Annotated in this window: 11 protein-coding genes; 4 read left to right on the top strand and 7 right to left on the bottom strand. The window is 64.1% G+C overall.

The window, feature by feature from the left end:
• Together K8I61_11960 and K8I61_11955 are read right to left on the bottom strand one after the other, a co-directional pair.
• The coding region (locus tag K8I61_11960; GenBank protein MBZ0272745.1) for a hypothetical protein at window positions 1–344 on the bottom strand (344 nt) is incomplete at its 3' end.
• 124 nt (window positions 345–468) lie between these two features.
• On the bottom strand, window positions 469–2913 hold the full coding sequence (locus tag K8I61_11955; protein ID MBZ0272744.1) for a PAS domain-containing protein: 2445 nt from the start codon (window positions 2911–2913) through the stop codon (window positions 469–471).
• Window positions 2914–3100: 187 nt separating this feature from the next.
• Here K8I61_11955 and K8I61_11950 point away from each other — a divergent pair, with 187 nt between their 5' ends.
• The 4 genes from K8I61_11950 to K8I61_11935 are packed head-to-tail and all read left to right on the top strand — an operon-like array spanning window position 3101 to window position 7593.
• Window positions 3101–3892 (top strand): glycosyltransferase, encoded by a 792-nt coding sequence (locus K8I61_11950; protein ID MBZ0272743.1) that lies wholly within the window; start codon window positions 3101–3103, stop codon window positions 3890–3892.
• Window positions 3879–4850 (top strand): glycosyltransferase, encoded by a 972-nt coding sequence (locus K8I61_11945; GenBank protein MBZ0272742.1) that lies wholly within the window; start codon window positions 3879–3881, stop codon window positions 4848–4850. Before K8I61_11950 ends, K8I61_11945 begins: the two co-directional genes overlap by 14 nt.
• Entirely contained in the window at window positions 4748–5842 is a 1095-nt protein-coding gene (locus K8I61_11940; protein MBZ0272741.1) for an NAD-dependent epimerase/dehydratase family protein, read from the top strand. The genes K8I61_11945 and K8I61_11940 overlap by 103 nt, the downstream gene beginning before the upstream one ends.
• Window positions 5843–5880: 38 nt before the next feature.
• Entirely contained in the window at window positions 5881–7593 is a 1713-nt protein-coding gene (locus K8I61_11935) for a DUF6178 family protein (protein ID MBZ0272740.1), read from the top strand.
• A gap of 133 nt (window positions 7594–7726) precedes the next feature.
• Here K8I61_11935 and msrP read toward each other — a convergent pair whose 3' ends face one another.
• The 5 genes from msrP to K8I61_11910 all read right to left on the bottom strand — a co-directional run.
• Window positions 7727–8776: a protein-methionine-sulfoxide reductase catalytic subunit MsrP gene (gene msrP / locus K8I61_11930; protein MBZ0272739.1), complete on the bottom strand. Its 1050-nt coding sequence runs from the start codon at window positions 8774–8776 to the stop codon at window positions 7727–7729.
• A 221-nt stretch (window positions 8777–8997) separates the two neighbouring features.
• A complete protein-coding gene (locus K8I61_11925) occupies window positions 8998–9261 on the bottom strand; it encodes a hypothetical protein (protein MBZ0272738.1) in 264 nt (87 codons plus the stop codon).
• A 108-nt stretch (window positions 9262–9369) separates the two neighbouring features.
• Window positions 9370–10683, bottom strand: coding sequence for a flagellar hook protein FlgE (locus K8I61_11920; protein ID MBZ0272737.1), 1314 nt, complete (start codon window positions 10681–10683; stop codon window positions 9370–9372).
• Between the two features lie 57 nt (window positions 10684–10740).
• Entirely contained in the window at window positions 10741–11412 is a 672-nt protein-coding gene (locus K8I61_11915; protein MBZ0272736.1) for a flagellar hook assembly protein FlgD, read from the bottom strand.
• 9 nt (window positions 11413–11421) lie between these two features.
• On the bottom strand, window positions 11422–11833 hold a 412-nt coding region (locus K8I61_11910; GenBank protein ID MBZ0272735.1), incomplete at its 5' end, for a flagellar hook-length control protein FliK.

Below are 11833 nucleotides of genomic sequence, written 5' to 3'. Positions count from 1 at the left end.
TCGTCTGTTGCGTCGTCGTCGGTTGCGTCGTCGTCCGCGACATCATCGTCATCCAGATCGTCGTCGCCCGCATCGTCGTCGTCGATGTCATCGTCGCCCGCATCGTCGTCGTCGCCAGCGTCGTCATCGTCGTCGTCATCGGCGTTGTCATCGTCGCCCGCGTCATCGTCGCCTGTGTCGTCGTCGCCCGTATCGTCATCCGGGTTTGGCCCCGTGTCGTCGTCGTCGCCGGGGCGGCGATAGGGATCGCCGTCGTCATCGTCGTCGCCGCCGCCGCACGCAAGACCCGCGAACGCGACGCACACAAGCGCAACCAGAGCCGTGATTCGTTCAAATTTCGTCATTGCAAAACGCACCCATCCCTCGCCCCGCATTGTCGTTTTTCGCGCGTCGATGGTCAACGAATGCCGCGCGGCTCGGGTTCAATCCCGGCGGTCAGGGGAATCGGAGCGGAGGACGGCTCGACGGCTACCGACCATCGTCGAGCACCTCGCGCAACTTGCGCGTGAGGGCGGCGGCGGTGAAGGGTTTGCCGATGAAGTGCGTGCCCGGTTCGAGCGACTCGTGGTGGGCGATCGCGCCGTCGGTGTAGCCGGACATGTAAAGCGCCTTCAACCCCGGGCGGATCGAGGCGAGCCGCGTCTCGAGTTCGCGCCCACTCATCCGCGGCATGACGACGTCCGTCAGCAACAGGTCGATCGGGGTGCCGTGCTTTTCGCAAAGAAGCAACGCCTCGCCGCCGTTCGACGCGGACAGCACCTGGTATCCCGCGTTCGATAAAATGCGCTCGACGAGCCGGCGCACGCCCTCCTCGTCTTCGACGACGAGAACGGTCTCGGTGCCCGGAATGACGGAGGCTTGCGAAAGGCGGCGCTTGACGGGCGATGTCGTTTTCTCCACGCGCGGCAGGTAAACCTTGAACGTCGCGCCGCAGTCCGGTTCGCTATACACCCAGATGTTGCCGCCGCTTTGCTTGACGATGCCATACACCATCGCAAGCCCGAGGCCCGTGCCCTTGCCGTCCGTCTTCGTCGTGAAAAACGGCTCGAAAATGTGCGACTGCGTCTCGATGTCCATACCCGTGCCGGTGTCGGTGACCGCGAGCATCACGAACGAGCCCGGCCTCACGGAAACGTGCCGGTCGGCGTAGCTGTCGTCGAACTCCACATTCGCCGTCTCGATGGTGAGCTTGCCTCCCGCCGGCATCGCGTCGCGCGAATTGACCGCCAGGTTCATGAGAACCTGTTCGATCTGGCCCGGGTCGGCCTCCACGTTGCCGAGATCCGCCGCAAGGCGTGCGACAATGTCGATATCCTCGCCGAGAATGCGCCGCAACATGCCCTCGACGCCCTCGACGACCGTATTGAGATTCAAGACCTCCGGCGCCATGACCTGCTTGCGGCTGAACGCCAGAAGTTGCGTGGTCAGCTTCGCCGCGCGCTCCGCCGACTTGAGGATTTCCTCGATGTCGGCGCGTACTGGATCGCCCGCGCGCAGTTGCTCGATCGCGAAGACGGAATAATTGACGATGACGGAGAGCAGGTTGTTGAAGTCGTGCGCGATTCCGCCGGCCAGCCGCCCGACCGCCTCCAGACGCTGCGAGAGGCGAAGCTGCTCTTCGGTCACGCGCTGCTCGGTGATGTCGCTGACGACGCCGTTGACGCCGGCGGGGCGATCGCCGTTCATGCGGACCTTCCCCTTGGAACGCAGATGCCGAATGCGTCCGTCGGCGTCGATGCCGCGGAATTCGTGCGCGGCGACCGCGCCGGCCAACGTGGCCTCGAAGTGCCGCGCGAGCCCGGGCAGGTCGTCCGGATGGACGAACTCCGCGAAGTGCCGGCCGACGACGCTTTCCCGCGGATACCCGAAAATGCGCTCGATGGCGGGGCTCGCGTATTGGAGATGCCCCGCCGTGTCGATCGAATAGACGATGTCGTCGAGATCGTTCACCAATTCCTGGAAACGGACCTGCGATCGCGACAGCGCGGCTTGCGCCCGCTCGTGGGCGTCGCGCCCGCGAAGCGTTTGAATGCCGTATCCGAGGTCGAGAGCCAGCTCCTCGAGCAATTCGAGTTCGTGGTCGTCAAAGGCGTCCGCCTCGGCGGCGTAGATGCAAAGCACGCCGATGGTTTCGCCGCCGACGCGAACGGGCAGGGCGATCGAACTCGCGTAACCGCGCGCGAGGGCTACGTCGCGCCAGGGTGCGTATCCCGGCTCGGTTTCGATGAAACGCGCGATCACCGTTTTGTTCTCGCGGATCGCGCGGGCGCAGGGGGGATAGGCGGACGCGGACTCGCCCCAACTTCTTCGCACAACGTCGATATAACCCGCGTCGTGACCCGCGCGCGCCGCGGGGAAGATCGTGCCGGCGTCTTCGCCGCCGTTTATCATCCCGATCCACGCCATGCGATAACCGCCCTTGTCGATGATCAGGCGGCACAGATCGTTCATGAACGATTGCTCGTCGGTCGCGCGCACGAGCGTCTGATTGCATTCGCTGAGCGCCGTCAGGGCGCGGTGCGTCCGCCGCAGGGCGATTTCGCCGCGTTTGCGCTCGGTGATGTCGATCGACAGGATGACGACACCTTCGGGCGCCGCCTCGAATCGAAGCTCAAACCATCCTGTCGCGCCGTCGGGAAACGTGAATTCGTTTTCCAGATACGCGGGCTCGCGCGTTTCCATGCACCGGCGCAGAATCGAAAACATCTCGGTGTTCTCGATCCCCGGATACATCTCCATCATCGTGCGGCCGACAAGCGCATCGACGGTTGTGCGCCCCTGCGCCGCGACGGCGGGGTTGACGTAGAGGTAGCGAAAATCGGGACTGATGACCTGACAGCCTTCCAGGAGGTTGTCGAGGACGCCCCGCGCGAGGATTTCGAGGGTAAACGGCAAATCTTCTCTCACGGTCATGGGACCGAATTTGCGTCCGACATTTCTCTTTCCCCATTCAGTATATCGGTCGAGGGATTGAGATTCTATAAGAACTTTCCGCTTCCAACCACTTTGTCGCGACACCGAACCCGTTCGCGACGAACGGATCGATCGACCGGGATCCCGCGTTTTCCGCGCCCCGTGGCTGTGGTAGCGTCCCGGAACCATGACCGGGCATGACATTACCCTGACGGACTCCGAAGCCGCGCGGCCGGGCGCGGCGCCGCGAACGATCGCCGTGCTGCCGACCTATAACGAGCGCGACAACATCGCCACGCTCATCGCGGGCTTACGCGCGCAAGACGTCGAAGTGCTCGTCGCCGACGACGACAGCCCCGACGAAACCTGGCGTCTTGTCGGGGAAATGTCCGAAAAGGACCCGGGGGTCCATCTCCTGCATCGAAAAAATGTCGAACGCGGACGCGGCGTCGCCGGCGCGGAAGGATTCGCGCTGGCGTTGAAAATGGGCGCCGCCCGCATCGTCGAAATGGACGCGGATCTCTCGCACCGCCCGGAGGATCTGCCGCGCCTGTTCGAGGAGATCGAACGCCGCGCGCACGTCGTGATCGGTTCCCGTTTCGCGCCGGGCGGCGTGGACGAACGCACCTCCGTGTTTCGGCGCGTCCTGACGCTTGTCTCGAACGCCTGGGCGCGCGCGGTTCTTGGCGTCCCTGTCCGCGACTGCAACTCGGGGTATCGCGTGTACACGGCCTACGCCATGACACTCATCGAACCCGCGACGCTCACGGCGCAAGGGCCGAGCGTCGTGCACGAAACCCTTATCCGCGCGCATCGACGCGGACTGACGATCCGCGAGGCGCCGATCCGGTTTGTCGACCGCGACAAGGGCCGAAGCCAGCTTTCCTTCGCGCGCCTTCTCGACGGCTGGCTCGCCGTGCTGCGTTACCGGCGCCGCGCGTCGCGCGGGACGCTCTGGAGCGGCGATGCCCGCGCCTGATGTCGATGTCGTCATCGGAAGCCGCAACGCGCGCGCCCATCTGGTGCGATGCCTGGAGTTCGTGTACGGACAGGAGTACGAAGGCGCGGTACACACGACAGTGGTCGACAACAACTCGCACGACTCCTCCGTCTTTTCCGTGACCTCGACCTATCCCCAGGTGCAAATCATCGCGAACCGGACAAACCTCGGGCGCGCGGCTGCCTACAATCAGGCGCTGGCCGCGACGAAGGCGCCTTACGTCCTGTTCCTGTCGCAGGACGTCGAACTCGAGCGCGGTTTTGTCGCCGCGCAGGTCCGTATGATGAACGAGCGCTCCGATGTCGCCGCTCTCGCGGCGCGAGTCACATGGGTCGGCCGTCAGGACGACGAGATCATCGACTCGCTCGGCGTCTCGGTGCGCGGGCCGCGCATCTCGCTTATCCATCACGGGCGGACGGCGCGCGACACGGGCGGGCACGTGCGGGTTTTCGCGCCGGCGGAAAGCGCGGGCTTCTGGCGCCGGGACGTGCTCGCCGCGACGGCGTTCGGCGGCGCTGTCTTCGACGAGGACATTCGCGACGGCTGGCTGCAAACCGACGTCGCGTTCCGCGCGCATTGGCTCGGCTACGAATTCGCGGTCAATCCGGCGGCGCGGGCCGGCCACGCCTGCGGCACGATGCACGCCCGTTATCCGGACGAGCGCCGCGAACGCGAGGCCGCGAAGATCCGAAGCTCGCTTCTGCTTTTCCGCCGCAATCTTGCGCACGAAGGATGGGATCGCTACGGCCGCCAGGTCCGCGCCGAGACCCGCGAGCGCATCCGCGCGTTTGCCCGCCACTGGGGCGTCGCGAGCGGCGCGCGGCTCTCCCTTTCATGCCGGCTTTCGACGCGCGCGATGGCCGCCAAGATCCGCCTGATCGAGGGCGCCTCGCGCCGCGATCCCGCGGCGTTTTACGCGGAGGTCTTCGGATCGTGAATCTCGCGCGCGCCGAGGCGTTCTATCGCGGCAAGGATGTCGCCATCACCGGCGGGCTCGGTTTTATCGGCTCCTCGCTCGCCCACCGGCTCGTGCCGCTCGGCGCGCGCGTCACCCTGGTCGACAGTCTCATCCCGGATTACGGCGGCAACCTCGCGAATATCGAGGGCATCGAGCGCGACGTCACGGTCAACGTGGCGGACGTGCGCGACGCCCATTCGATGAACTACCTCGTGCGCGGGCGCGATATCATCTTCAATCTCGCGGGCACGCTTTCGCATACGGACTCGATGGACGATCCGTTCACCGACCTGCAGATCAACTGCGTCAGCCAGCTTTCGATTCTGGAGTCGTGCCGCCGCAACAACCCGGACGTGAAGATCCTCTTCGCGGGAACGCGCGGTCAATACGGCCGGGCGCAAACCCTTCCCGTGGACGAGACGCACCCGATGAACCCGGCGGACGTCAACGGCATCAACAACGTGGCGGGCGAGGCGTACCACATCCTCTACAACAACGTGTACGGCCTGCGCGCGTGTTCGCTGCGTCTGACCAACACATTCGGGCCGCGCCACCAGATGCGCCACCACCGGCAGGGGATCATCAACTGGTTCGTGCGTCTCATTCTCGAAGGCCGCGAGGTGGAAATCTTCGGTGACGGCCGGCAGATTCGTGACGCGAATTACATCGACGATGTCGTGGAGGCGTTCCTTTTGGCCGGCGCGAGTGACGACGCAAACGGGCAGGTGTACAATCTGGGCGGAACAGCGGCGAGCCTTGTCGATGTCGTCGAAACGCTCGTCGACATTCGGGGCGGCTCTTACCGCCTGGTTCCGTTTCCCCCCGAGGCGCGGGTCATCGAGATCGGCGACTACATCGCCGACCGCGGCAAGATCGCGCGCTCGCTCGGATGGGAACCGAAGGTCGGCTTGCGCGACGCGCTTGCGCGCACGCTCGAATTTTACGAAACGCGAAGGGAAAAATATTTCTGACGGCGCGCCGACCGGCGAGGCCGATCCGAAACGATCGCATGACCCTGACAAAAAGCGAAAAGGCGCGATTTGACGCGCTCCGCGCCGAGGTATCCCGCGGCACCCCCGAGGAGGCCGCGCGCGTCGTGATGCGCGCCGGCGGGCGCGAGGCCGCGGCGCTCATCTTCGAGCATCCCGACCCCGAATCCGTGATGGCGGTCATCCCGGCGGAAAGCGCCTACCTTCTCATCAAGCAGCTCGGCGAGGACGATGCGCTCGAACTTCTGGAACTCGCCACCGACGAGCAGGTGCAGGCCCTGTTCGACATCGACTGCTGGGACAAGGACCGCCTTCGCCTGGATCCGTCGCGCAAGTGGTTTCATATCCTTGCCGAATTGCCGGACGACCGCTTCATCCGCGCCGCGAAAAGGCTGGACCTCGCCTTTTTCGTACTCTTTTTCAAACGGCACATGGAGGTGGAGCGCTTCGACGAGCTAATCGACTGGAACCTGCCGGAATCGCCCAATCTGTACATGCCACCCGATCGCCGCCACGTCATCAAGTATCAGGGCAAGGAGGCGCTCGTGCGTTTCGTGCACGAGCTGTCGCAGAAAATCTATCGCCTGGATGTGGAATTTTATTACCACGTGCTCGAGGCGATCTATTGGGAGATCGGCTCCCAGCTCGAGGAAGACGCCTACGAAACGCGCACCGCGCGCCTGTCCGACATGGGTTTTCCGGATTACTACTCCGCAATCGAGGTGTTCGCGCCGTGCGATCCCGAAAAGTTCCGGCCGCGCAAAAAGATCATGCCCAAGGCGGACGACGAGGATTTCGGCGAGCAGGCGAGCCGCGAGCGGTTTCTGGAGGTTCGCGGCCCGGACAACCTGCTGCGTCGCGTCCTCGCGCGCGAGTTTCCCGAGCGCGACGCGGTCATCCGCGAGATCATGGCGCTCGCGAACATGGTGTCGGTCGCCGAGCGCGTGGCGTTTGCGGACATCGAGCGCGTGCGCGACGTGGTGCAGGCGACAAGCGGATATCTCAACATCGGCATCGAGCATCTGGCGGAACGCGCGATCGACGCGGCGACGACGATCGTGCGCGAAAGGCGGCTTGTCGATGTGTATCGCATCGGGCGAAGTCTGGTGACGCGGCTCGGCAAGCGGGCGGGCGCGCTCATCAAGCTCGCGGCGACCGATCGCAAAACGACGGACGCGCTCATGCTGCCGCACGCGCTTTCGGGTTTTGTCCGCGAGCTGACGGCTTTCGAGCCGCGGCGCGTCGACGGCGAAGGCACGGCTCGCCTGTTCGGCGATCTCTCGGAGGTGGAGGCCGCTTCGGAAACGCTTGCGCGTATCGAGCGGTTCGTGCGCCTGTTCCACGACGAACTCGGCATCACGCCGGAAGTTCTCGATAACGTGCCGATGCTCGGGCTCAACCACGACCGCGAGGGCGCGCTCAACTATCGCACGCTGTTCTGCACCGCGTATGCGAACGACGCACTCGGCCGCGAGCTCGCGCCGCAAGCGCTTCACGTCGAGGACCTGCCGAAGGTGTACGAACGATTCGATCTCGCGGGCCGCAAGCGCCATCTTAACGAAACGGCCCGCGCGCAATTCAAGGAATGGCTCGACGCACGCGGCGCGGCCGATCTGTGGCCGATGTTCGACGAGCTGTTCGAACGACTCGCGGACGAACTTGCCGTCGCGCGCAAATCGACGCGCCCCGACGTGCGCTACATCGGCTCGTTGATCATCGAGATTCCGTATTAAACGTGCCCGTGCCCGATGAGGAAAAAGAGAAACGAGAAAAGAGAAAAGAGACCATCGCAACACGGGAAACCTCCGCTGCTCCGCGTCTCCGCGTGAACAATATGCGATGGCATTCCGCACTCCGCACTCCGCATTACTTGATATCCGGCTCGTCGTTGCGGAAGCTCTCGCCGTCGGACGTGTATAGGTCCGCGACATAGTTCCCGTAGCCGTTGTAGAGCTTGGTGGGAATTTCCTCGGACCCGTCGGGCAGGCCGATGTCGCGCTCGGTCGATTGGTCCCACGGCACCTGCGTGTCCGTCGGATCGACGTTGGACAGAAAGTCGTAGCGATCGGGCACCACGTCTGGCCAGAACGTCGCCGGCATGCTGTCCACGAAACGGATCTCAACGATGCCCTTGATGCTCTTGAAGCCATATTTCCATGGCGTAGCAAGGCGCAGCGGCGCGCCGTGCTGGTTCGGCAGGACGTGCCCGAAGATACCCGTAACCAGGAACGACAACTCGTTGACGGCTTCGTCGATCCGCAGTCCCTCGTAATACGGAAACGGATAATCGAGATTGCGCTGCCCCACCGCGTTGTCCGGATCGTGGAACGTCTCCATACGGACAAAACGTGCGTTTGAGCGCGGTTGCGCCTTTTCGATGAGCTTCGCAAGCGGAAAGCCGGTCCACGGCACCACCATCGACCACGCCTCGACGCAGCGCAGTTTGTAAACGCGCTCCTCGAGCGCAAACATCTTGTGGATGTCGTCCCAGTCGAACGTGAACGGATTGTCGCACAGCCCCGTCACGCGCACCTGCCAGGGCTTGGTCGGAAACCCCTGCGCGTTGAACTGCACCTGCGTCTTGTTGATGCCGAACTCGTAGTAGTTGTTGTATCCGCCCGCGATGTCTTCGGGCGTCATCGTGCGGCCGTCGGGCACATCGGCGAATTCGGGATTGGGATCCGCGGGGTAGAGGCTGTCGATCGAAGGCGGCACATTGGGCTCGAACGGCTCCTTGAAGGTCGGATCGCTGATGCGCTCCTCGTCGACGAAACAGCCGGTCAACAAGCGCGCGGCGGCAAGGCCCGCGCCCGTGAATCCCAGCGCCTTCACGATTTGACGGCGGCTCATGTAGCGCGACTCGGAGATGCAAAGCCTCTCGGGCAGCTCCCAACCGCGCGGAATCTTGATCAGCATGACGCACCTCCCAAAAACAAAACTACGCCAACGCGGGAGGATACGAAACCCGCCGGCGCGGCGTTACGGAAGCGCGCGAACAAAACGAGGATTGAGAACGGTCCGCGCCGCGCCACCACGTTAGCCGTCCATGCCGTCCGTGCGTCCAGCATGTCCATTTTGTCCATGAACGATCGGGGAACGGATACGGCAAAGCAGGCGCGGCGCCCGCGCTTCCGCGATTACCCCAACAAGCGCGTGATCAACTCCGACACCGCCGCCGGCAATCGCGTCACGGCCGCCCATGCGAGGACGGCAAACAGGGCGCCAAGCGTCAGCGCCGCCGCGCCGCGCGCGAGGATCTCGGGCATGACGGTTTCCTCGGCGGCCGGCGCGCCAAGCTCCCGTTCGATTTCGGACGGGTTCGGAAGACGCATTTCGCGCGATCGAGTGCCGGCGGTTTTTTTCGCGTCCATGATTTTCGTCTTCGGCAGGGTCAGCGCCATCCTTTAGCCTCCGCGTTCGCGTTGAAAGAAAGGGCCGCGCGGGAGGGGGTAACCCGGCGGCCCTTGTATCGGAAATCCGGCGCGCGTCGTCCGCGAGCCGGGCGTGGATTACCGCTTGATTTGCATCAGCTCGGCGAGCATCTCGTCGCTCGTCGTGATGGATCGGCTGTTGGCCTGGAATCCGCGCTGCGTCGTGATCATCGCGACGAACTGCTGCGCGATATCGACGTTCGACAACTCCAGCGTGTTCGAGAAGATGCGCCCGTTGCCGCCGACCGACGCCACGCCGATGATCGGCGGGCCGGACTGGATCGACTCCTGGTACAGGTTGCTGCCGACGTTGGCGAGGCGGCTTTGCGTCGTGAAGCGCCCCAGCCCGATCTGTGCGAACTTGATATTTTCACCGTTCGCGTAGCGGCCGACCACGATGCCCTGGTCGTTGATCTCGATGCCCGAAATGTAGCTTGGCGCGAAGCCGTCCTGCGACTGGAAGACCAGCGCGGATTCCTCGCCGAACTGCGTGCTGCCCGAAAAACCCGTGCCGCCTTCGGCGATGGACTCGCCGAAATCGAATCCGATGACCTGGCCTTGCGTCGGGCCGCCGGCGAAATCAAACACGGAGCTTGTCGTGGTCTCCGCGGTGAGCGCGCCGTCGGTATCGAACTCGAGCGTTCCCTGGGCGCAGATCGTGTCCACGCCGGAGATGTGGTCCTCGCCGGCGGTCACGGCGTACCACTCCCACGAGTTGCCGGTGGCGGACTCGGCGGTCTTGCGGAAGAAAGCGCTGATCTGGTGCCCGTTGCCAAGGCTGTCGTACACGGTGATGGAGGTGACGAAGTTCGAGGTGTTGATCGGGTCGTTCACATCGAACGCCGGGCCGCCGGGCAAGGTGTCCGCGGAGGAGGAAAGGTTCGCGTTGATGGTCACGCCGGTGCCGGGCTCCACGCCGGAGCCGGTCTGCTTGGGCGGCAGGGGAGCGTTGCTGACATGGACGTCCTTCAACGTGCCGATGTTGTTCCCCTTGGCGTCAAGGCCGAATCCCTGCACGCGAAAACCGAGCGCGTTCGTGAGGTATCCGTCGGAATCGAAGTGGAAGTTTCCGGCGCGCGAATAATATTCGCCGTTGTTGGTCGCGTCCTTGACGATGAAAAATCCGTTGCCCTCGATCGCGAGGTCGGTGACCGTCTCGGTGGACTGGAAACCGCCCTGCACGAAAAGCTGCGTGACCGCCTCGAGCTGCGATCCGCGGCCGATGCCGTAGCCGGTCGCCAGCGTCTTGCTGAGGATGTCCGAAAAATCCGGACGCGACGACTTGAAACCCGGCGTGTTGATGTTCGCGATGTTGTTGCCAATGATCTCCATCGCGACACCGTTGGAATTGAGGCCGGAAATCCCGGCGTACATCGAACCCAGTACCGTCATGGCCTTTCTCCTTCACCGCCGCCGTTCATCCACCGGCGGGTTGCGGCCCGGGGGCCGTTATTTGTTCACCTCGTAGATATCGCCGATCAGGACCTTTTGCCCGTTTACCAAAAGCTCCGGTCCGCCGCTGCCGAACGACACGCCATCGACGCGCCCGGCAAGAAACGTCGTCGATCCGATGTCGTTGCCGGCGCTGTCGGTCGCGCGAACTTCGAACCGGTACGTCCCCGAAGCGACCGGGCTGGCGTTGCCGTCTTTCTTGTCCCAGACGATCGTTTGATCGCCCGCGTCAAGGCGTGTCTGGTTGATCGTGCGAACGACCTTGCCCGACTCGTCGAAGATCGTGACCTCCACGCTCTCGGCGGCGTCGTCCAGCGCGAAGTGGATGTTCGCATCTTCGCCCTCGGCCACGCGCAGCTTGTCGCCGATCGCCTTCACTTCCTTGCCGATCATCGACACCGATTGCGCGTTGTTGATGCTCGACTGGTAAAGCTGAAGCGTCATCAGGTTCTCGTTCGATTTTTTGAGCTGCTCCACGGTCGACAGTGACGCGAGCTGCTGCAGGAACTCCTGGTTCTCCATCGGCGAGAGGGGATCCTGGTGCTTGAGCTGCGTCACCAGCAGATTCATGAAAACGTCCTGATCGAGCAGGTCGCTCGATTTTTTCGCCTCGTCCGGCACGTAGCCTGTCAGCGATTGAAAATCGACGATGCCTTGCGTGTCCGCCATGGTTTTCTCCTAGACCGTCACGCTGACGCGGCCGGGGTGGCGGCGCGCCGCGGGGCGAAGGTCCGTTTCTTCCTCGGGGGCAATCGACGCGGCCCGCGCGGGCAGGGGCGCCTCGTCGAACGCGCGCGGATCGGCCTCGGCGTGCTGTCGTGCCGAGCCGTCACGGACATCGAACTGGTCGAGCCGGATGCCCTGTTCAGCCAGCGTCGCGCGCAATTCGTGCATGTTCTGTTCGATCGCCGAACGCACGGCGGTCGTTTCAACGATCGCGCTTGCGGTGGCGACGGCATGCTCCACGCGCACCTCAAGCCGGATCGTGCCCAGATTCGCCGGACGCAGATGGATTACCGTGCGCCCTCCGCCGCCGGCCGCCAGGCGCGCGATGCCCTGCACGGTCTTTTCGAAGGCGGCGGTCACGCGC

The sequence above is a fragment of the bacterium genome, assembly GCA_019912885.1.
GTDB lineage: Bacteria > Lernaellota > Lernaellaia > JACKCT01 > JACKCT01 > JAIOHV01.
The sequence above is the reverse complement of the archived record's forward strand: the minus strand, read 5'-3'. Positions and strand labels throughout refer to the sequence as shown.

Excerpts from the sequence above, each read along its gene's own strand:
- K8I61_11955 (MBZ0272744.1), bottom strand. The coding sequence starts at position 2,913 with ATGACCGTGAGAGAAGATTTGCCGTTTACCCTCGAAATCCTCGCGCGG.
- K8I61_11950 (MBZ0272743.1), top strand. The coding sequence starts at position 3,101 with ATGACCGGGCATGACATTACCCTGACGGACTCCGAAGCCGCGCGGCCG.
- K8I61_11945 (MBZ0272742.1), top strand. The coding sequence starts at position 3,879 with ATGCCCGCGCCTGATGTCGATGTCGTCATCGGAAGCCGCAACGCGCGC.
- K8I61_11940 (MBZ0272741.1), top strand. The coding sequence starts at position 4,748 with ATGCCGGCTTTCGACGCGCGCGATGGCCGCCAAGATCCGCCTGATCGA.
- K8I61_11935 (MBZ0272740.1), top strand. The coding sequence starts at position 5,881 with ATGACCCTGACAAAAAGCGAAAAGGCGCGATTTGACGCGCTCCGCGCC.
- msrP (MBZ0272739.1), bottom strand. The coding sequence starts at position 8,776 with ATGCTGATCAAGATTCCGCGCGGTTGGGAGCTGCCCGAGAGGCTTTGC.
- K8I61_11925 (MBZ0272738.1), bottom strand. The coding sequence starts at position 9,261 with ATGGCGCTGACCCTGCCGAAGACGAAAATCATGGACGCGAAAAAAACC.
- K8I61_11920 (MBZ0272737.1), bottom strand. The coding sequence starts at position 10,683 with ATGACGGTACTGGGTTCGATGTACGCCGGGATTTCCGGCCTCAATTCC.
- K8I61_11915 (MBZ0272736.1), bottom strand. The coding sequence starts at position 11,412 with ATGGCGGACACGCAAGGCATCGTCGATTTTCAATCGCTGACAGGCTAC.